Below are 21,037 nucleotides of genomic sequence, written 5' to 3'. Positions count from 1 at the left end.
CCACTGCCTGGGACGCGGAAAGCAGAGTTGGAAGCGCTTTCATTTCAAGGTGTTTCTGCTGGCCATCAACGCTATGATCGGCAGCGTTTCGCCATGCCCCCAAAGCTCGTTTCCAAGACCGCCCCCTTAGACGAAGACTCGCCGTCGAGCGCTGCCCGCATGAGCGACGTGGCGCGCGAGGCGAACGTTTCGCTGGTCACCGTCTCGCGGGCCATCAACACGCCCGACAAGGTCGCGCCCGACACCCTGGCCGCCGTGCGTGCGGCCATCGAGCAACTGGGCTACGTGCCCAACCTCATGGCGGGCAGCCTGGCGTCGAACCGCTCCCGCATCGTGGCGGCCATCGTGCCGACCATCTCCAACCTGGTGTTCTCGGAAACCATCGAGGCGCTGGCGCAGACGCTGGCCGAGGGGGGCTACCAACTGCTGCTGGGCCAGAGCGCCTACCGCCACAACGATGAGGCCGCGCTGGTCGACACCTTTCTGGGCCGGCGCGTCGACGGGCTGGTGCTCACCGGCATCGCGCAGGCGAGCGCACTGCGGCTCAAGCTGCGCCGCGCCGGCGTGCCCGTGGTGCAGACCTGGGACCTCCCCGCAGCGGGCGCAGAGCCGCCGGTCGACATGCTTGTCGGGTTCTCGAACGTCGGTGCGGGGCGCGCCGCCGCCGGGCACCTGCTGGCTCGCGGGCATCGCGCGCTGGCCTTCATCGGCGCCGAGGAAGAGCGCTCGCGCCTGCGGCTCGAAGGCTTTCGCGCCGAGGCGGCGGCACAGGGCGCGGGCGATGTGCCGGCCGAGCTGATTCGCCCGCCCGTGCAGATCGACGATGCCGGCCCGCGGCTGGCGCAGCTGCTCGCGCGGCGCCCCGACATCACGGCCGTGTTCTGCAACAACGACCTGCTGGCCGCCGGCCTGCTCTTCGAATGCCAGCAGCGCGGCTGGGCGGTGCCCGGCCGTATCGCGGTGATGGGCTTCGGCGACATGCCCATCGCGCGAGCCGCCTCGCCGCGGCTGTCCACCGTGCGCATCCGCCGCGCCGAGATGGGCGAGCGCGCGGGTCAGATGCTGCTGGCGCGGCTGGCCGGCGATGACCCAGGGGCGCGGCTGGTGGACATCGGTTTCGAAGTGATCGAGCGGAGCAGCACATGAGCACCGCGCCGCCCTCTCGCGTTCGCATGACCGACGTTGCGCGCGAGGCCGGTGTGGCGCGCGTCACCGTCTCCCGCGTCATCAGCGCGCCCGAGAGCGTGGCACCCGCCACGCGCGCCGCCGTGGAGGCCGCCATCGCGCGGCTGGGCTTCGTGCCGAATCTCAACGCGGGCACGCTGGCATCGAGCCGCTCGCGCATCGTCGGCGCGCTGGTGCCTACGCTGTCGAACGCGTGGTTCGCGGACACGATGGACGGCCTGTCGGCCACGCTTTCCGCCGCGGGCTACCAACTGCTGCTGGGGCAGACGCGCTATGACACGCAAGAGGAAGAACGGCTCGTCGACGCCTTCATCGGCCGGCGCGTCGACGCCATGGTGCTCACCGGCACGCAGCATGCGAGCGGCGTGCGCGCCAAGCTGCAGCGCGCGGGCATCCCGGTGGTGGAGTGCTGGGACCTGAGTGACTCACCGATCGACACGGTGGTGGGCTTTTCGAATACTGCGGCCGGTGAAGCGGTGGCGCGGCATCTGGTGGCGCGCGGGTGCCGGCGACTGGGGTTCATCGGTGCGCGGGAGCATCGCTCGTCGCAGCGGCTGCAAGGGTTTCACGAGACCGCAAAGGCGCTGGGCTGCGCCGAGGTGGCTGTTCAGCGGGTGCAGCCGCCCTCCTCGGTCGACGACGGCGCGCGCGGCCTCGAAGCGCTGATGGCTGCGCAGCCTGCGCTCGACGGCTTGTTCTGCAGCAACGACACGCTCGCGCTGGGCTCGCTGATGGCATGCCGGCGCAACGGCTGGGCGGTGCCGGAGCGGATCGCGGTCGCCGGCTTCTCGGACCTTCCCGTGGCGGCAGCGAGCGTGCCGGCGTTGACGACGGTACGAATAGAGTCGCGCGCTCTGGGCGAGCGCATCGGCGCGCTGCTTCAGCAACGGCTGCGCGGCGAGCCTGCGAGCGCGCAGCGGGTGCATGACGTGGGGTTCAGGCTGGTGGTGCGCGAAAGCGCCTGATGTATCTCATGCTGGACAAATTTCTCGATTTGTCTAATATGAGATACATAATGCCTTCCGCTTTTCCCCCTACCACCGCCATGGCAAATCGCCGCCTCGAGGCGTTCGGGCGCCGCATACATGCGCGCCGGAAGGCACTTAAAGTCAGCGCCACGAATGCGGCAGAGGCCGCGGGTGTATCTCGCATGACGCTGCACCGCATCGAGCGCGGCGAGCCGTCGGTCACGATGGGTGCCTACATGAATGCGCTGGGCGCCCTCGGGCTCGATGTCGATGTGATCACCGCCACGGAGACGCCCGCCGCGGTGACGCTGCCTGATGGCATTCGCATTGCCGACTATCCGCAACTGCGACGACTGGCATGGCAATTGGCCCCGGCCACGGAACTCACACCGGAAGAGGCTTGGGGCACGTACGAGCGCAACTGGCGCCATGTCGATGCCTTCGCGCTCGGCGCAAAAGAGCATCAGTTGCTGAACGACCTGGCATCTGCACTCGGCAAGAAGCCCCTGCATGTTTGAGCGACCCCATCATCGACGCGTCGCGCAAGCGCTTGCTGCGCTGGACGCCGACCTTCTTGCCAACAACCATTGCCTGTTTGGCGGCGGCACAGCCATCGCGCTTCGGTACGGCGAATACCGTGAGTCCGTCGACATCGACTTCCTTGTTTCAAGCATCGATGGCTATCGGCAACTGCGCCAGTTGCTGACCGGAAGTCAGGGCCTTCGCGCGCTTGCCCGAAAGGGCGCCGAGATTCATCAGGCAACCGAGCTTCGCGCCGATCAGTACGGCATCCGATCGTCGATGCGTGCGAGCGATGTCGACATCAAGTTCGAGATCGTGCTCGAGGCGCGCATCGAACTCGAACCGCCCGGCCCGCAAGACCGCATCGATGAAATCGCGACGCTGACAGCGCTCGACATGGCGACGAGCAAGTTGCTCGCGAACTCGGACCGGTGGGCCGATGACAGCGTCTTCAGCCGCGATCTCATCGACCTGGCCATGATGGCACCGGGACACGCGTTGATGCGTCAAGCGGCGGCCAAGGCCAGGCTTGCCTACGGCGAGAGCATCGATGTCGATCTGGCCAAGGCGGCAGAGGCGTTGCTCACGCGACAGGGTCGGATGGACCGCTGCATGGCCGTGCTGCAGATGACGCAGACCGTCACGCCCGCATTGCTTCGCCAGCGCATCAAGGCCCTGCTCCCTCGGCCTGCGCGCACCAGGGTCGACGTCGTCAAACCTTGACTGGAGCGGGCACCGAATTGCTCTTGCTTGCCCCGCGCTTCGGTTCGAACCGCTCGATTCGCCCCACCAGCAGCCAGTAGCTGGCAACAGCCACAACCCCGTGCAGTCCCACGAACACCAGCGCTTCGTGGAACGACCCCGTGGCGCCCAGGATATAGCCGATGACCACCGGTGTCGTGATGCCCGCCGTGTTGCCGATCGCGTTGAACACGCCGCCCGTGAGCCCGATCATCGACTTGGGCGCCGTGTCGGCCACGACCGTCCAGCCCAGCGAGCCGAAGCCCTTGCCGAAGAAGGCCAACGACATCAGCGCGACCACGACCCAGTCGGTGTCGACGTAGTTGCAGCCGATCATCGCTGCGGTCAGCAGCAGGCCGATGGTGATCGGCACCTTGCGCGCGGTGGTGAGCGAGCCCGTGCGCTTCAGCAGCCAATCGGACACGAACCCCGTGAGCACGCCGCCGATGCAACCCGCAACGGCCGGCACCGAGGCCACGAAGCCGGCCGTGAGGATGTTCATGTGCCGCTCCTTCACCAGGTAGGTGGGAAACCACGACACGAAGAACCACGTGATGGCCGTGATGCAGTACTGCGCGAGGAAGATGCCAGAGAGCATGCGGCTCTTGAACAGGTCGAGGATACCGGGGGCGTCCGGGTCTTTCGCCTTCCTTTGCGCGGCCGTGTCCGCGTTGCCGCGCGCCGGCAGGTCGACCAGCGCACCGCCGCTGCGCATCAACTCGAACTCCTCTGGCGTGAGCTTCGGGTGCTCGCTCGGCACCTGGTACATGCGCCACCACAGCAGCGCCAGCAACAGACCCAGCGCACCCATCACCGAGAACACGTGCGCCCAGCCGAACATGTGATCGAGCCAGCCCATGAGCGGCGTGAAAACGGCAAGCGAGAGGTACTGCGCGCTGTTGAAGATCGCGCCGGCCACGCCGCGCTCCTGCGACGGAAACCATGCCGCGATCACGCGACCCGATGCGGGACCGACAGGCGCTTCGAACGTGCCGAGCAGAAAGCGCAGCATCAGCAATGCGACGAACACCGCCGAGAACCAACCGGCCGCGCCCATGAACATCGTGCAGACGGACCACAGCACCAGTCCGCCGAGCACCGTGCGCTTGGCGCCGAGCTTGTCGACCAGCCAACCTGCCGGAATGTGCGCGAGCACGTAGGCCCACGCGAATGAAGAGAACAGCCAGCCCATCTGCACGGGCGTAAGGCCCAGTTCCTTCGACATGCCTGCGCCCGCAACGGACAAGGTGGCGCGGTCGCCGGTGCTGAAGGCCAGCACGATGGTGATGAGGGCGAGGATGAGGAAGCGCTGGCGCTGACGCAGCATTGCGTTGTCTCCGGGGTGTTGTTGTGAGGCGGGGCCGCAGGAGATCGCATGGTGGCGATGCGCTCCGGCAGCCTGCCGAATGAATGTCCCGGAGTTTGGGCCGGTGTTCGCGTGCGCTCAAGGGCGGAACTTGCGCATTGGGGCTTTGCGTCCCAGCGGGTGGAACGCATCGCTCAAGTCCCGCTGCGCGCGGGCGCTCTGTTCAGAAAATATCCGGCTCCCCCGCACTCTCCCCGAACGCAGTCTGCAGAAAATCCATGTCGCATCCCTGGTCCGCCTGCAGGATGTGCGCTGAAAACATCCACCCGTATCCACGTCCGAAGCGCGGCGCGGGGGCCTGCCATTGCGCACGCCGGCGCGCCAGTTCCTCGTCGCTCACATGCAGGTGGATGCGCCGTGCGGGCACATCCACGCTGACCACATCGCCCGTGCGCACCAGCGCCAGGTTCCCACCCACATAAGCCTCCGGCGCCACGTGCAGCACGCACGCGCCATAGCTGGTACCGCTCATGCGCGCATCGCTGATGCGCAGCATGTCGCGCACGCCACGCTTCAGCAGCTTCGTGGGCACGGGGATCATTCCCCACTCGGGCATGCCGGGGCCGCCCTTCGGCCCCGCGTTGCGCAGCACGATGACGTGGTCTTCGCTGATGTCAGCCTCGGGGTCGTCGAGCATCTTCTTCAGGCCAGGGTAGTCGTCGAAGACGACGGCCGGGCCGCTGTGTTTCAGGAACTTCTCGCTCATGGCGCTCGGCTTGATCACGCAGCCGTCGGGCGCCAGGTTTCCCTTGAGCACGGCGAGCGAGCCCTGGGCGTATACCGCCTTGTCCAGCGTGCGGATGACGTCCTCGTTGTAGACCTGCGCGCCTTCGATGTTCTCGCCCACGGTCTTGCCGCTGACGGTGTGCTCTCCAAGGTGCAGATGCGGTTCCAGGCGCTTCATCAACGCGGGCAGGCCGCCCGCGAAGTAGAAGTCTTCCATCAAGTAGTGGCTCGTGCCGTTGGGCCGGATGTTGGCGATGACGGGAACGGCGCGGCTGATGCGGTCGAAGTCCTCGAGCCCCACATCGGCACCCGCGCGGCGCGCCATCGCGATGACGTGGATGATGGCGTTGGTCGAGCAGCCCATGGCCATGGCCACGGTGATCGCGTTGAGGAACGCGTTGCGCGTCTGGATGCGCGAAGGCCGCAGGTCTTCCTCGACCATCTCGACGATGCGCCGCCCGGCCTGCGCGCTCATGCGCTGGTGGCCGGCGTCCACCGCGGGCACGCTCGACGCACCGGGCAATGCCATGCCCAGCGCCTCGGCGATGGCGGTCATGGTGCTGGCGGTGCCCATGGTCATGCAGGTGCCAGGGCTGCGCGCAATGCCGCTGATGATGCCGTCCCATTCGGGCTCGGTGATGAGCCCGGCGCGGCGGTCGTCCCAGTACTTGAACGCATCGGAGCCCGAGCCCAGCGTGGTTCCGCGAGAGTTGCCCCGCAGCATGGGGCCGGCCGGCAGGAAGATGGCGGGCACGTCGGCGCTGGTGGCGCCCAGCAGCATGGCGGGCGTGGTCTTGTCGCAGCCTCCCATGAGCACGACGGCGTCGACGGGGTAGCAGCGAATCATCTCCTCGACCTCCATCGCCATCATGTTGCGATAGAGCAAGGCCGAGGGCTTGACGATGGCGTCGTTCAGAGAGATGGTGGGCATTTCCAGCGGGAAGCCACCGGCCTGCAGCACGCCGCGCTTCACGTCGTCCACGCGCTGGCGGAAATGCATGTGGCAGGGGTTGTACTCCGACCAGCTGTTGAGCACGGCGATGAGCGGCTTGCCCTCCCAGTCCTTGCGGTCGTAGCCCATCTGCATGAAACGGCTGCGGTGGTTGAAGGTGCGGAAGTCTTCGTTGGCGAGCCAGCGCTGGCTGCGCAGTTTTTTGAGTTCGGCCATGGTGTGGTTGCCTCCGGTGTTCGAAGCTGCACGCAAGGGACAAGATGCTGTCCCTCACCCTAGCCGCTCCCGTCCATATCCTCGAAAGGGGAAGCGACAGCGCAGCAGATCAGTCGGGTTTGATGCCCGCGGCCTTGATGACCTTGGCCCAGCGTTCCGACTCGGCCTTGACGTAAGCCTGATACTCGGCCGGCTTCGATGCGACCACGACGAAGCCCGCGGCCTCCAGCTTGGACTTGACCTCCGGCGCGTTGAACGCCTTCGCCACCTCCTGCTGCACCTTGTCGACGATGGCCTGCGGCGTGCCCCTGGGCGCCGAGAGGCCGACCCACGACGTGGCCTCGAAGCCCGCGAAGCCCGACTCCGCCACGGTGGGCACGTCCGGGTACAGCGGGTTGCGCCTGGCGCTCGACACGGCCAGCGCTCGCAGCTTGCCGGCGCGCACATGCTGCAGTGCCACGTCCTGGTTGATGAACATCACGGGCACCTGGTTGGCCAGCACGTCATTGAGCGCGGGCGCACCGCCGCGGTACGGAATGTGAACCAGGTCGGCGCCGCTTTGCTGCTTGAGCAGTTCCATCGCGAGGTGGCCCGACGAGCCCGACCCCGAGCTCGCATAGCTGAGCTTGCCGGGGTTGGCCTTGGCATAGGCGACGAAGGCCTTGAAGTCCTTTGCGGGAAAAGCCGGGTTCACCACCAGCACGTTGGGGCCGGCAATGAGTTGCGTGATGTGCGCAAAGTCCTTGTTGGTGTCGAAGGGCAACTTCTCGTACAGGCCGGGGTTGATGCCGTTGGAGCCCACGCCCGACAGCGCGAGCGTGTAGCCGTCGCCCGCCGATTGCGCGGCGGCCGCGGTGCCCAGGTTGCCCGCGGCGCCCGAGCGGTTGTCCACGATGAAGGGCTGCTTCAGCGCGCGGGCGAGTTCATCGGCGGCAAGGCGCGCCATCTGGTCCGACGTGCCGCCCGCGGGGAACGGCACGATGAGCTTGACCGGCTTGGCGGGCCAGGCTTCGGTTTGCGCGAAGGCGAAGGAAGGCGCAAGGGCCGCGGCAGCAAGCGCGCAGGCGGCAAGGGAACGACGGGTAAGCCACATGTTGTTTTGTCTCCGATCAGAAAAAGCGAACGCTCAACGCGACGACGTCGACCACACGCCGGCCGCCTGCAGCAGTCCGCGCGTGTAGCCCAAGGCGAACGACATGAAGCGCTCGCGGCCTTCGTCGATCTCCGACACGGGCACGTGGTCGGGGCACAGCGGTCCGGCGTAGCCGCCGCGCTGGTAGGCCTTGACGGCCTGGTACATGTCGACGTCGCCCTCGTCGGGGAACACTTCCTGGAAGTCGAGGTAGCCGCCGCGGATGTTGCGGAAATGGACCATGAAGATGCGCCCGGTAGACGCGAACTCCTCGATCACCGGGATCATGTGCTTGCCCGGCTCCTTGAACATCTCGGCCACCGTGCCCTGGCAGAAGTTGAGCCCGTGGTTCTCGCTCGGTGACAGCGCAAGGAATTTGCGGAGCCCGTCGGCCGAGCCCACCACGTGCTCGATGCCGTTGAGCCCGCCGATCGGGTAAGCCGGGTCGTGCGGGTGGCAGGCCAGGCGCACGCCGGCCTTGTCTGCAGCGGGCACGAGGCCTTCGACGAGGAACTCGATGGCGTCCCAGCCGGCCTGCTCGGTCACTGGCGGCACCTCGCGCGCCATCTTCTGGCCGCACAGCGCGGCGGACGCGGAGCCGCCCTCTTCCTGGTTGCTCGGGTAGCCGACGCCCCAATACGAGTGCTTGCGGTCTTCGTCGGGCGAGTATTCCGCGTAGACGAAGCCCGAGTTCTGCGCGCCGCCGCGGCCGGGCTTGAGGCCGGTGCGCGTGATGCCGACCATCTGCACGTTGTACTTGAGGCAGGTGATGCCGGCGTCCGCCGCCTTCTGGATGTTGGCGGCGAGCATGGCGCGCTGCTTGCGCGCGCCTTCGAGGTCAGTCAGCGAGTCGAGCAGGATGGAGCCGACATCGAGCGCGAACACGTCGAGCTTCAGGCCGAAGCCTTCGATCCACTTGCGGTAGTCGGTGAGCCTGGCGGCGTCCCATTCGCTGACGCCGCCCGAGGCCGAGACCAGTTCGGTGCCACGGTTGTCGAGCACGACGTGCTGCACGCCGAGCTGGGTGGAGAGGCGCAGGCGGCGCTCGTCGGGGTTGAGCAGCTGTTCGCTGATGTACATGGGTTGTCTCCGTGGCGGGGTCGATCAATGCGGGTTCGGCTTGCTCGTGGAGCTGCCGATGGACACGTGTTCATTTTTGAACGGGATGCGCCCTGCCTTCAATGCCGAAGACGTCTCGCGGCATGGGTTCCGGCACCGTTGTCCCAGCCAGTGGGACCCGGTGCGCAAGCGAAGCTGCCGCTCAGCTCAAGGCTTGGCCGCCGGCAGCGCAAGGCTGCACATGCCCGCCTGCTCCATCATGCTGTCCACCGCGGCATGCGACAGGTGCCATCCGAGCGGAAAGTGCACGCCCTTGGGCAGCAGGTCGATGGCGGTCACCGGCTCCGTGCGGGCCGTGGCGGCCTTGCCGCCCATCGCCAGCCGGGCCTGCATGACAGCGTCGCCCTCGCGGGCTTCGGCGAGGCGACCGCCGGCACCGACGCCGCTGGTGTTGATCACCGCCAGCAGCGGGCCGATCAGGTCGAGGTAGGGCGTCTTGCCGCGCGCGCAGACCGGCCGCGCCGGCTGGTAGCGCTCGCCGATGGCCGTGGTGCAGGCGGCGTTGTCCGCCGGAATGACCTGCGCGCGCGTCGGCGGCCCGGTCTCGCCGCAGCCCTTGGCGGTCGCGGCGCCCGGGTCGGACTCGTTGCGGATCATCAGCACGCGCGGCACGAGGTTCTCGCGCAGCCATTTGCGCTGCTCGGCCGGTATCGCCTCGCACGGCCCCAAGGCCGCCGCGGGCCCGCCCTTGCTGACGGTCAGGCAGGCGCTCAGCGCGCGCACCAGATCGGCCGTCGATTGCGCACCGCCGTTGTCGAAGTACCCGCCGTCGGCCAGGTGGCCGCAGATCTTCGTCGCGGCCGCGGGCGAGGTCTTGTCGGGCACCGCGGGCACGTCTGCGCCGCGGTGGTCGCAGAGGTAGGCCGGCGTCTTGAGCCCGCCGATGGCGTTCACGTAGGGAAAGCGCGCCGCGTTGTGCGCGGCGGCGCCCAGCGGCATGTCGGCACCCACGAGGCCAAGCTGGTCCTTGCTGCCGGGGAAGTCGGCCTGCGACACGCGCAGCTCGCTGGCGATGGCGCGTTCGCCGGTCTCGACCCAGGTGGCGTTCAGCAGCAGGTAGGGCACGTGCCTGGCGTCGTTGCCGCTGCCCGCGTCGTCGCGGTGCAGTTCGCGCATGCCCTTGCGCAGCCGCGGCGCGCCGACCTCCATGGTCTGTTCGAACCAGGCGCCGCGCGACATGAAGCCGCACCCCGGCGTCTTGCACACGCCGCTGGGGACCACGCGGCCGAGCAGGTCTTCGAACATCCACGAAGACAGCAGCGGCGAGAGCAGATCGGTCTGGGCGAACCGCATGATGCAGTGCTCGCGCGCGGCGGTGTCGAGCGGCCCGCCGCAGGCCCGGTACACCGCCGCGCCCACCGCGCCGCCGGAGACGCCGGAGATCGCGAAGCTGCGCTGCGCGAAGCCCGGGTCCTGCGCTTCGAGGCTGTGCAGGGCCATGGCCGTCCACATCGCCGCGCGGATGCCCCCGCCTTCGGTCGACACGAAATACACGTCCTGGCCGCCGCTGTCAGGGTTGGCCGGGAACTGCGGGTTGCACGCGGCCTGGTCGTTCTGCGCGTGGCAAAGGCCGCGCAGCCATTGCGCCAGGGCCGCGTCGAGCGCCACCGCCGCGATGACGGGCGCCTGCGCCGCATCGCCGGGCCGGCGCGCGGTGGCGAGCAGGTTGCCGGCCACGATGACGATCGCCAATGCAGGCAAGGTGAGGATCAGCGGCCAGTACACCCTGAGCATGCTGGCGCCGGTCGACGCGCGCACCCGCGCCATGGCCCACCGGTAGGCCACCGCGAGCACGCAAGCCAGCAGCGCCGTGCAGACCAGCATGCGGATGCCGCCCCAGCGGCTGTACTCGCCCGGCAACGGCCCCGGCCAGACGATGTGGTTGTCGGTGAGGCCCGCCACGCCGAGCACGCCGACCCACGCGAAGAACACCAGCACCCACGGCACCGCCGTGCGAACCTCCAGCAGCGACAGCCAGCCGAACACGCACAGCCAGAAGGTCAGCGACAGCAGGATGACCGGAAAGGCCATCGAGGGAAAGTAGTCGCCGCTGCGCCCCGGCAGCACGTCCACCAGCCGGCAGGCCAGCACCAGCGCGAGCGCCGCGAGGGGCAGCAGGTACGGCGTGAGCTTGCCGAGGAAGTTGTACTTCACGATCCTGGGCGCCTCGTACGAAGGTTCACCCGGCCCGGGAGCCTTGGGCGCCGCGTCGAGCAGGCCGAAGCGCTCGCTCCACTCCTTCCAGTCGATGCAGTCGTAGTAACCGCCGGTGGACGCCTTCTCCGACCGGCGCCAGATGAAGCCGCCGCCCGCGAAGACGGCCAGCACGGCGAAGGCCACCACGCCGAGGCTCGGCACCAGGCAGCTCGGCCAGCCGGCATGGCCGCCGCCGTGCGCGGCCGTGCCCACCTGCGCCTTCGAAAGGTCCTGCAGCACGTTGGCGCACAGCACCACCACCAGCAGCACCGGCACCAGCGCCAGCACACGGGCCCAGTCGCGCGCGAAGAAGTCTTCGTGGCGCTTGCCGACCGGCACGTACCCCAGCCCGTCGTCGTGCCGGATGCGGCCGGTGGAGCGCCGCAGGTGGCACACGCTGCGCGTCCACAGCCAGCAGGCGAACACGAGCATCGCGAGCGCCAGCACGGAGACCGCGAAGACCGTGACCGAGCCCGCGAGCAGCCAGGCGGCGGCGCCCCAGTCGATCGGGGTGCCGGGCGGCGGCATCGGCGCGCCGCCCCAGTCCACATGGACCATCGTGAGGAAGCGCGGCACGAAGGAAGCGGTCGAGGCGATGATGTCCCGCGACTGGTCCATCACCACGGTCAGCCCCGCCAGCAGCGCGAGCGCGGCCAGCACGTAGCGGCTGCGCACGATGCAGTCGAAGATCGCTGCCCGCAGGTCGGCGCGCAACTCGCAGCGGTGGGCATTGTTCGGGCGGTCCGGAAGAATCGACAGCACCACGCCGAACAGCCAGCAGGCGCCGCCGGCCGCCAGCACCAGCAGCACGGCACCGGTCAGCGGCCACTTGGCCTGGTGCGCGGCGCAGCCCAGCCGGCCGCGCCATGTGGCGCCCTCCGCAGCGGCGCAAGCATCGGCGCTGAAGTACATGGCCGCCACCAGCGCGACGAGCGCCACCACCCCCACCGCAACGGCCCGCGGGTGCGCGCGCACCTGCCACGCGTCCAGGTTGGCGAGCCGCCCGACGCCGAGCAGCCCGAGCAGCATCACGCCGACACCGATGCTCGGCCCCCAGCCGCCCGTGCGGCCGAGCGCCATCATGTTTTCCAGCAGGTCGACGGCCACCAGCATCAGCACCGGAACCCAGAAGAGCACGAACCACCGGCGCCCGGCCGCGCTGGCCTGGCCCGTGTCCTCGTCCAATGCGGTGGCGATCACGCGGCCGGTCTTCAGGAAGAACGCGGCATACAGCGGCACGAACAGCGCGCTGTCGAGCGCGAAATAGGCCTGGGCCAGCCAGACCAGCTGGCAGCGGCGCCACAGCTCGAGCAGTGCGGCGGCCGGCCCCGCGGCGCCGTCGTCGGCCCAGCCCGCGAAGTCCTCGACGCCCCAGCCGGTGCGCACATACAGCATGGACTGGATCAGCAGCAGGATCGCCGCGGCGCCGACGAGCACCAGGCCGAGCACCCGCGCGCTGCCGGAGACGAAGCGGGCGCCCTTGATCAACCTGTCGACCGTGATGGCCGGGAAGCCGCGATGGTCGTCGCCGGGGATGGTTACAGCCGTCGTACTCGCCATGGGAGCCTCGCTTTCTGCGTGCATCCGCACGGGCCGCGATCTTGAACGCATCGAAGCCGCACGTCATCCCCTGAACAGGGGAACGCGCGCGGGGCAGCCTCGCGCGCCATAGGCCACAGGTCAGCCCCCTGCGATCGCGGCGGTCAGCGGCAGTTCACCAGCGCACCTTCATGCCCACGCTGCCCTGCACGCCGCCCTTCGTGCGCGTGTCGCCGCCCGAGGCCCACAGCTTGCCCACTTCCGCGTACAGGCTCGTGCTCTCGGTCAGCTGCAGCGTGGCACCGCCGGCCAGCTCGGTGCTGGTGCCGCCGGTGCGCGTGGCGATGTCGGTGTACGCGGCCGCGCCGACGAAGCGGGTGATGTCCGTGCCGCTGCCGCTGCGGTACACGTTGAAGCGCACGTAGGGCTGCAGCAGGCCGGCGCCGGTGGCGATCTCGCCCTTGACCCGCACGCCTGCACGCACCAGCCAGCCGTTGTGGCTGTTCTGCTGCACCAGCGCGCCGGCGATGCCGTTGTCGTCCAGGTTCACGCGCTGGTGCACCAGTTGCAGCTGCGGCTCGATGGTCCAGTTGGGCGCGATGGCGAAGGCCTGGCCGATCTCGACGGAGGCCAGCAGGCTGTTGCCCTTGCCGGAGGTGCCGAAGCCCAGCGCGGGTGACACGGTGTAGCGGTGGCGTCCGGCCTGCAGCACGCTGTCGACGTACAGGCCGTCGTCGTTCTTCCAGGTGGCGTAGGCGCCCAGGTACTGGTTCTTCAGGTTGTTGGTGCCGACCGCGAGGTTCTGCACGCCGCTGGCGAAGCCGGTCACGCGCATGTCGCCGTCGAGCTGGCCCACGTACACGCCCACGCGCCAGTGCGGATCGGCCCACAGGTCGGTGCCGGCCTGGAAGCCGGTCAGGCGGCCCTCGCTGGTGGGGCTCACGGTGCCGCTCTGCGAGATGGTGCGGTCGACGCTGATGATGCGGCCCCAGGCCTGGCGGTAGCCCTGCTCGGGCGTGGCGATGTTGGCCCCCGAGGGGCCGTCGTCGCCCACGCGCTGGTGCAGGTTGCCCACCATCGCGAGGTTGGCCTGGCGCAGCTGCTCGGGCAGCGCCGCGTACAGCGGCACTTCGGCGCGGTAGGTGGGCACGACGATGGCACCCACGGCCACTGCGCCGGCGCCCGCGGTGACCGCGACGTTGCCTGCGGCGTCCCTGGTGCCGGTGCCTGTTCCCGGGTCGGTTCCGGTGCCCGTGCCGCCCCCCGGCGGCGTGACAGTCGTGGTGGTGGTGGAGCGCAGGTACCAGTTCTCGCCCGCGCCGCTGGCGTCGGCCGCGTACAGCCGGTACTCATAGGCGCCCGCATCGACGTGGCCGCCCGCCAGGACGAAGGCATTCCTGGTGGTCTGCGCCGTGGTGGTCGCGCCGCCGATGGCGCTGATCACTTCGATGCCGTTGCCGGCGGTGAGCGCGCCAAGGCCGCCCATGTTGGTGATCTGCACGTTGGTCGTGCCGCTCGCGATGGCGGTGGCGCCGCTCAGGATGAGCCGGTCGCTCACGCTCGCGCTGGTGCCCAGCGAGGTGCCCAGGCGCAGCGTGCCGCCGTTGCCGACCCAGGGGCCAGTCACGGTGAGCGTGGTGCCGGGCACGGTGCCCAGCAGCGACACGGTGCCGCTGTTGGCCATCGACGCGATGGTCTGGTTGTGGCCGGCCAGGTCGAGCGTGGCGCCCGCGGCCACGTTGAAGGCGCTGGCGCTGCTGAAGGTGTTGGCCACGCCGGCGCGCAAGGTGCCCGCCGCGACGCTGGTCGCACCGCTGTTGGTGTTGGCGCCGCTGACCATGAGCACGCCCGCGCCGGCCTTCACCAGGTCGCTGGCGCCGGAGATGGTGCCGGTCCAGGCCAGGTCGTGGCCGTTGGTGTCGATGGTGCCGGCGCCGCCCAGGATCAGCGCGTTGGGCACGCTCAGGCCGTCGTCGCCGGCGATCACTCGGCCGGTGGCGCCGGGGTCGATGGCAATGGCGCCGATCAGCACGCCGCCGGTGTTCAGCGTGAGGCTGTTGCTGCCGGCGGTGAACTCGACGGCCGGCGCGCGGGTCACGCCGTCGCCGCCCAGCCCGCCCGAGATGGTGCCGGTGTTGGTCACGGCCAGGTTCGAGCCCCAGACGCCGACACCGCCTGCGCCGTTCGCACCGTTGGCGCCGCCGTTGTTGTTGACTCCGCCCGCACCGCCGGCGCCGCCCGTGATGCTGCCGGTGTTCGCGATGCCGGCCGCGCTGCCGGTCGACGACACGCCCGCGCCGCCGCCGCCACCCGCGCCCGGTGCGCCCGTGCCCGTGGCGCCGCCGCCGCCGTTGCCGCCCGCGCCCCCGGCGCCGCCCGTGATCACGCCCGCGTTGCTCGCGGCAATCGAACTGCCGACCAGCGTGAGCCCGATGCCGCCCGCACCGCCCCCGCCGCCCGAGGCGTTGAGCTCGCTTGGCAGCAGGCTGGAACCGCCGGCACCGCCCGCGCCCCCGGTGATCGTGCACATGTTGTTGAAGGCCAGCCCCGGCGTGACGGCGTTCAGGTAGAAGCCGCCCCCGCCGCTGCCGCCACCGCCGGCCTGCGAGAAAGCGTCGCCGCCCGCCCCGCCCGCGCCGCCGACCGACGGCGCGAAAGACGTGTAGTTGCCGAGCGGGCCATCGAGGATCGCGCCGTAGCCGCCCGCACCGCCGCCGCCCGCGGCCCAGTAGCCCTGCCCGCCCGCGCCGCCGTTGCCGCCGGTCCGGCTTTCGTTGGACGCGCTGACGTTGTTGGCAATCGCCCCGCCCCGGAAGCCGCCACCACCGCCGCCGCCATAGCCGTTGCCGGCCCCCGCGCCGCCGGTCTGCGACTGGCCCGCAAGGCCGTCGTCGCCCCGGAACGCGCCCGGGCCCACGAGGTTGCTCGTGGTGCCCGCCGCGCCGCCGGTGCCTGGCGTGGCGCCTGCGAAGCTGCCGATGGCAGCGTCGCTGCCGGCCGTCGCGCCGGCGGGTGTCGAGGTGCCGCCGCTGCCGCCGCTGGCACCCAGGTTCGAGTCGTTGAGCCCGCCGCTGCCACCGTTGCCGTCGCTGCCGCCGGCCCCTGCATGCAGCAGCGGATCGCCCACCGGCTGGCCGCCCGCGCCGCCGGCCGCCATCGCAGGTCCTGCGGACAGCAGCGCCGCCGCGATGACGACCGCGACGGCGCTGCTGCCGACGCCGCTGCCGGCACGCGTGCTCGAAGATGAGCGCGCGTGGCCGCGCGAGGTTTCAGGGGCGGCCACCCACGTGCCGAACGTGGGATTCCAGAGTGTCTGAAAGATCTTGTTCATCGCCTCTACCTGTTGCTTCGTTACCTGACCGGGCAGGCGCCCACATGCGGTGGCACTGGCGTGCCCTCCGCATACCGTGATTTGCGAAATGCAAGGTAAAAATGTAAGTACGCGTAGCAACTGGCGATATGCCTGATAACGGGTACCTAACGCAGGTCTTGGCAATGGCTTTTCACCAGCGTGGGGCCGTGAAAGCGCGCGATGACGTCGTCAGCCGCGAACTGCATCGGGGAGTAACCGATGTTTCGGAGGTAGGCTCAAAGTACTAGGGTTACCCGCAGGCGCGCGCCGGTCCACGGGAGCGCCAAGGCAGAGGGGCCGACGCGTGGTCGATCGCCCGCTCAAAGGACGGAGATCGGCGGGACCATCGGCCACCGCACGTTCGCCAAGATCGCCAAGATCGCCACGGCCGCCGTGGCCGCCGGCGCTCTTCAGTTCACGCCGATGCCGGGCCCTGCACGGCCAGCACCACGCCTTCCAGCGCCCCCAAGGACAGCGGCTCCGCCTGAAGGCCCTCTCGCCCTTCATGGGTGCTGGCGAGCACGCTGACCACCCCACCCAACACCGCGCTGCCGATGTCTCTCCGCGCATCCGCGAAGTTCAGCAGCACCACCAGCCGCCGCTGCCCGAGCGTGCGTGCATAGGCCAGGATGTCCGCGCCAAGGTCGAGCGGCGCCCACGCGCCGGCATGCAACGCCGGCTCGGCGCGCCGCAGCGCGATCAACCGGCGGTACAGCGCGAGCATCGACGTCGCATCGCCCTGCTGCCGTTCGACATTGCGGGTGGCCCAGTCGTCGCCCAGCCGCAGCCAGGGCTTGCCCTGGCTGAAGCCCGCGTGCGAGGCGGCGCTCCACTGCATCGGCGTGCGCTGCGGGTCGCGGCCGAGGCCCTTGCCCGGTTCGTTCTTCTCGAACGGGTCCTGCACTTCGCCGGGCGGAATGACTGCATCGGTCATGCCGATCTCGTCGCCGTAGTACAGCGTCGGCGTGCCGCGCAGGGTGAGCAGCAGCATCGCCGCGAGCCTGGCGTGCAAGGGGCCGACGCGGCTTGCGATGCGCGGCTTGTCGTGGTTGCCGAGCACCCAGTTGGGCGCCGCGCCGGGCGGCAGCGCGGCTTCGTAGTCGCGCACCAGGCGTTCGATCACGCCGGCCTGCCATGGCGCGCCGATGAGCTGGAAGTTGAACGGCAGCTGCACGCCCTGCAGCACGCCCTGGCTGTCGAGCCCGTAGTACGCCACGAGGCGCGCCAGCGGCAGGTAGAGCTCGCCGATCAGCACGCGGTCGCCCTGCGCGTCGCTGAACGCGTCGACCACGCCGCGCATCTGGCGCACGATCTCCTGCACCTCGGGGAGGTCGGCCGTGTACAGCGGCAGCAGGCTGTGCGACGGGTCCCCGCCGGGCACGAACGCCGGATTGGCGGGGTTGTCGCGGAACGCCGCGTCCTTCACGAGGTGGTACAGCACGTCGATGCGAAAACCGTCGGCGCCACGGCGCAGCCAGAAGCGCAGGGCCTCGTACATGGCGGCCCGCACCTCGGGGTTGCGCCAATTGAGGTCGGGCTGCTCGCGCAGGAAGGAGTGCAGGTAGTACTGGCCGGTGCGCGGGTCGAGCGTCCAGGCCGGGCCGCCGAAGTTGCTGAGCCAGTTGTTCGGCGGGCCGCCGCCGGGCGCGGGGTCGCGCCACAGGTACCAGTCGCGTTTCGGATCCTGGCGCGAGGAACGGCTTTGCGTGAACCAGGGGTGCCGCTCGGACGTGTGGTTCGGCACGAAGTCGAGGATGACCTTCAGGCCGCGCGCATGCGCGCTGCGCACCAGTTCATCGAAGTCCGCCAGCGTGCCGAAACGCGCGTCGATGCCGCAATAGTCGGAAATGTCGTACCCGAAGTCGGCCATCGGTGAGGGGTAGATCGGCGAAATCCAGACAGCGTCGACGCCGAGCGACACCAAATAATCGAGCCGTTGCCGGATGCCGCGCAAGTCGCCGATGCCGTCTCCGTCGCTGTCCTGGAACGAACGCGGGTAGATCTGATAGACGATGCCGTTCTTCCACCAGCGGTCGGGCGGTGCGGGTTGTTGTTGTCTGGTGTCCATGTGTGCGAGTCCTTCCCTGAAAGCAGGAATGCATGATCAAAGACCTTTGGTATAAGAACGCGGTCGTCTACTGTCTGTCGGTCGAGACCTTCATGGATGCGAACGGCGACGGCTGCGGCGACTTCGAAGGCCTCACGCGGCGGCTCGACTACCTCAACGGGCTGGGCGTCTCCACCATCTGGCTGATGCCGTTCCAGACCTCGCCGGGCCGCGACGACGGCTACGACGTGGCGGACTACTACAACGTCGACCCCCGCTTCGGCACCTTGGGCGACTTCGTCGAGTTCACCCACGCCGCGGCGCAGCGCGGCATGCGCGTGCTGATCGACCTGGTCGTGAACCACACCTCCGACCAGCATCCGTGGTTCCAGGAGGCCAGGCGCGACCCCGGCTCGAAGTACCGCGACTGGTACGTGTGGGCGGACCGCAAGCCGGCGCGCGCGGACGACGGCGTGGTGTTTCCGGGCGTGCAGAAATCGACCTGGACCTACGACAAGCTCGCCAGGCGCTGGTACTTTCATCGCTTCTACGACTTCCAGCCCGACCTGAACACCAGCCACCCGATGGTGCAGGCCGAGATCCTGAAGATCATGGGGTTCTGGACGCAGCTGGGTGTGTCGGGCTTTCGCATGGATGCGGTGCCCTTCGTCATCGCCAGGAAGGGCGCCGACGTCAAGGGCGCGCCCGAGCAGTACGACATGCTTCGCCAGTTCCGCGAGCTGATTCAATGGCGCAAGGGCGACGCCGTCATCCTGGGCGAGGCCAACGTGCTGCCCAAGACCGACATGCAGTACTTCGGCGACGAAGGCGAGCGGCTGCACATGATGTTCAACTTCCAGGTCAACCAGAACCTGTTCTACGCCTTGGCCAGCGGCGACAGCCGGCCGCTGGCCAAGGCGCTGGCGGCCACGCGGCCGCGCCCCGCCACGTCGCAGTGGGGCATGTTCCTGCGCAACCACGACGAGCTCGACCTCGGGCGCCTCACGCGCGCGCAGCGCGAGCGCGTGTTCGCCGCCTTCGCGCCCGACAAGGACATGCAGCTGTACGACCGCGGCATCCGCCGCCGCCTCGCACCCATGCTCGGCAGCGACCGGCGCCGGCTCGAGCTTGCCTACAGCCTGATGCTCACGCTGCCCGGCACGCCGGTGCTGCGCTACGGCGACGAGATCGGCATGGGCGACGACCTGAGCCTGCCCGAGCGCAACTGCGCGCGCACGCCCATGCAGTGGTCGACCGAGCCGCACGGCGGCTTCACCGCGGCGCGCAAGCCGGTGCGCCCGGTGATCAGCGGCGGCGCCTACGGCTTCGAGCACGTGAACGTGGCGGCGCAGCGGCGCGACCCCGAGTCGCTGATGAACTGGATGGAGCGCGCGCTGCGCATGCGCAAGGAGATTCCCGAAGTGGGCTGGGGCGACTTCGAGGTGCTTGCGCACCCGTCACCGCAAGTGCTGGTGATGCGCTACGACTGGCGAAACAACTCGGTGCTGTTCGTGCACAACCTGGCGCAGGAGCCGCTGGAGTTCGAGTTGCCGGCACGCGAAATCGGGACCGAGGGCGCGCGGCTCATCAACCTGCTGACCGAGGCGCACAGCGAGGCCGACAAGAAGGGCCGGCATTGCATGCTGCTGGAGCCGTACGGCTATCGCTGGTTCAGGGTCGGCGGGCTGGGCTACCTGTTGCAGCGCAGCGAGATCTGAACCGCGGCAGCTGGCGCCGTCATCGGCCGCAGCGCCTGCAGGCTGGCTAGCGGCTCACCCGCCCCTGGACGCCCTCGACCAGCCAGTTCATCTTCAGGATCTGCTCGTCGCTCAGCTGCGCGCCCTTGGCGATCACCACGTGCCCTTCGTTGTCGCGCACGTCGGCGGCCAGCGCGCGAAACGGTTGCAGCTTGCCGGCGGCGATGTCGTTCTGCCGCGCGAGCACTTCGTCCTGCACGGCCTTGGGCACCTTGGTGCCGAAGTCGCCGACGCGGATCATTCCTTCCTTCACGCCGCCCCACACGTTGCCGCTCTTCCAGCTGCCGTCGAGCACGGCCTTGGCGCGCTGCGTGTAGTAGCCGCCCCACTGGTGCGTGACGGCCACGAGCTGGGCGTCGGGCGCGATCCTGCGCATGTCGGAGTGGTAGGCAATGGCCATCTTGCCGCGCTCCTGCGCGGCCGCCATCACGGCCGTGGAGCCGGTGTGGAAGGCCACCACGTCGGCGTTCTGGTTGAACAGCGCCATGGCCGCATCGCGCTCCTTGGGCGGATCGAACCACTCGTTGAGCCACACCACGCTGACCTTGGCGTTGGGGTTCACCGAGCGCATGCCGAGCGTGAAGGCATTGATGCCCTGCAGCACCTCGGGGATCGGAAAGCCCGCGACATAGCCCGCCACGTTGGTTTTGGTCATGCGGCCGGCCGCGATGCCCGCGAGGTAGCGGCCCTCGTAGTAGCGCGCGTTGGCGGTCGCGACGTTGGGCGCCAGCTTGTAGCCGGTGACCGACTCGAACTTCACGTCGGGAAAGTCCTTGGCCACCTTCATCGTCGGCTCCATGTAGCCGAAGCTGGGCGTGAAGATGAGCTTGTTGCCTTGCTGCGCAAGGTCGCGGATCACGCGCTCGGCGTCGGCGCCTTCGGCCACGTTCTCGACGTAGGTGGTCTTCACGCGGGCGCCGAGCGCCGCATCGACGGCCTTGCGGGCGTCTTCATGCTGGCGCACCCAGCCGGCATCGGTGACCGGCGTGACGTAGACGAAGCCGATCTTCAGCGGCACCTGGGGTGCAGAAGTTTGCGCGAACGCGGGAGATAAAAAACAGGCGGTCACCCACGCCAGAACGGCGCGGCCCACGAGGTTTTTGTACATGGTGTTCCTCTACATGGTCTCGGGCAATGACAACTCGCAGCTGGCCGAGACATCCAACTTGTGCGGCGAAGAATTTTAAGTCGCGTTGCCGCGCGTTTCCGGTGACGCCCG

Annotated in this window: 13 protein-coding genes; 5 read left to right on the top strand and 8 right to left on the bottom strand. The window is 69.2% G+C overall.

Going from position 1 to position 21,037, the window contains the following annotated elements; genetic code table 11:
- Positions 1-93 precede the first annotated feature (93 nt).
- From BM013_RS20335 to BM013_RS20320, 4 genes are all read left to right on the top strand, one after another.
- Positions 94-1,146: a LacI family DNA-binding transcriptional regulator gene (locus BM013_RS20335; RefSeq protein ID WP_256221571.1), complete on the top strand. Its 1,053-nt coding sequence runs from the start codon at positions 94-96 to the stop codon at positions 1,144-1,146.
- Entirely contained in the window at positions 1,143-2,150 is a 1,008-nt protein-coding gene (locus BM013_RS20330; protein WP_093129443.1) for a LacI family DNA-binding transcriptional regulator, read from the top strand. The genes BM013_RS20335 and BM013_RS20330 overlap by 4 nt, the downstream gene beginning before the upstream one ends.
- An 80-nt stretch (positions 2,151-2,230) precedes the next feature.
- Positions 2,231-2,671 carry a helix-turn-helix domain-containing protein gene (locus BM013_RS20325; RefSeq protein WP_256221570.1) on the top strand — a complete coding sequence of 147 codons (441 nt, stop codon included), beginning with the start codon at positions 2,231-2,233 and terminating at the stop codon, positions 2,669-2,671.
- Positions 2,664-3,398, top strand: coding sequence for a nucleotidyl transferase AbiEii/AbiGii toxin family protein (locus tag BM013_RS20320; RefSeq protein WP_093129442.1), 735 nt, complete (start codon positions 2,664-2,666; stop codon positions 3,396-3,398). Before BM013_RS20325 ends, BM013_RS20320 begins: the two co-directional genes overlap by 8 nt.
- Here BM013_RS20320 and BM013_RS20315 read toward each other — a convergent pair.
- The 7 genes from BM013_RS20315 to BM013_RS20285 all read right to left on the bottom strand — a co-directional run bounded on the left by BM013_RS20315 (position 3,388) and on the right by BM013_RS20285 (position 18,082).
- Positions 3,388-4,743 carry an MFS transporter gene (locus BM013_RS20315; RefSeq protein WP_093129441.1) on the bottom strand — a complete coding sequence of 452 codons (1,356 nt, stop codon included), beginning with the start codon at positions 4,741-4,743 and terminating at the stop codon, positions 3,388-3,390. The genes BM013_RS20320 and BM013_RS20315 overlap by 11 nt on opposite strands.
- A gap of 202 nt (positions 4,744-4,945) precedes the next feature.
- Positions 4,946-6,676, bottom strand: coding sequence for an L-arabinonate dehydratase (gene araD / locus BM013_RS20310; protein WP_093129440.1), 1,731 nt, complete (start codon positions 6,674-6,676; stop codon positions 4,946-4,948).
- Positions 6,677-6,785: 109 nt separating this feature from the next.
- Entirely contained in the window at positions 6,786-7,769 is a 984-nt protein-coding gene (locus BM013_RS20305; protein WP_093129439.1) for a Bug family tripartite tricarboxylate transporter substrate binding protein, read from the bottom strand.
- Positions 7,770-7,802: 33 nt separating this feature from the next.
- Entirely contained in the window at positions 7,803-8,888 is a 1,086-nt protein-coding gene (locus tag BM013_RS20300; protein WP_093129438.1) for a mannonate dehydratase, read from the bottom strand.
- A gap of 186 nt (positions 8,889-9,074) precedes the next feature.
- Positions 9,075-12,683: a hypothetical protein gene (locus BM013_RS20295; protein ID WP_093129437.1), complete on the bottom strand. Its 3,609-nt coding sequence runs from the start codon at positions 12,681-12,683 to the stop codon at positions 9,075-9,077.
- Positions 12,684-12,837: 154 nt separating this feature from the next.
- On the bottom strand, positions 12,838-15,993 hold the full coding sequence (locus tag BM013_RS42145) for an autotransporter outer membrane beta-barrel domain-containing protein (protein ID WP_093129436.1): 3,156 nt from the start codon (positions 15,991-15,993) through the stop codon (positions 12,838-12,840).
- Positions 15,994-16,429: 436 nt separating this feature from the next.
- The gene (locus BM013_RS20285; protein ID WP_093129435.1) at positions 16,430-18,082 is read right to left on the bottom strand and encodes an alpha-amylase family glycosyl hydrolase; all 1,653 of its coding nucleotides are present in this window, start codon (positions 18,080-18,082) and stop codon (positions 16,430-16,432) included.
- A gap of 32 nt (positions 18,083-18,114) precedes the next feature.
- Between BM013_RS20285 and BM013_RS20280 the strand changes: the two genes are divergently transcribed.
- Positions 18,115-19,779: an alpha-amylase family protein gene (locus BM013_RS20280; protein WP_093129434.1), complete on the top strand. Its 1,665-nt coding sequence runs from the start codon at positions 18,115-18,117 to the stop codon at positions 19,777-19,779.
- Positions 19,780-19,825: 46 nt separating this feature from the next.
- Here BM013_RS20280 and BM013_RS20275 read toward each other — a convergent pair whose 3' ends face one another.
- On the bottom strand, positions 19,826-20,926 hold the full coding sequence (locus BM013_RS20275) for a BMP family ABC transporter substrate-binding protein (RefSeq protein WP_093129433.1): 1,101 nt from the start codon (positions 20,924-20,926) through the stop codon (positions 19,826-19,828).
- Positions 20,927-21,037 lie beyond the last annotated feature (111 nt).

The sequence above is a fragment of the Variovorax sp. OK605 genome (assembly GCF_900115445.1).
In the GTDB taxonomy this organism is placed as follows: Bacteria; Pseudomonadota; Gammaproteobacteria; order Burkholderiales; family Burkholderiaceae_C; genus Variovorax.
Note: the sequence above shows the minus strand (reverse complement) of the source record. Positions and strands in the feature narration are given on the sequence as shown.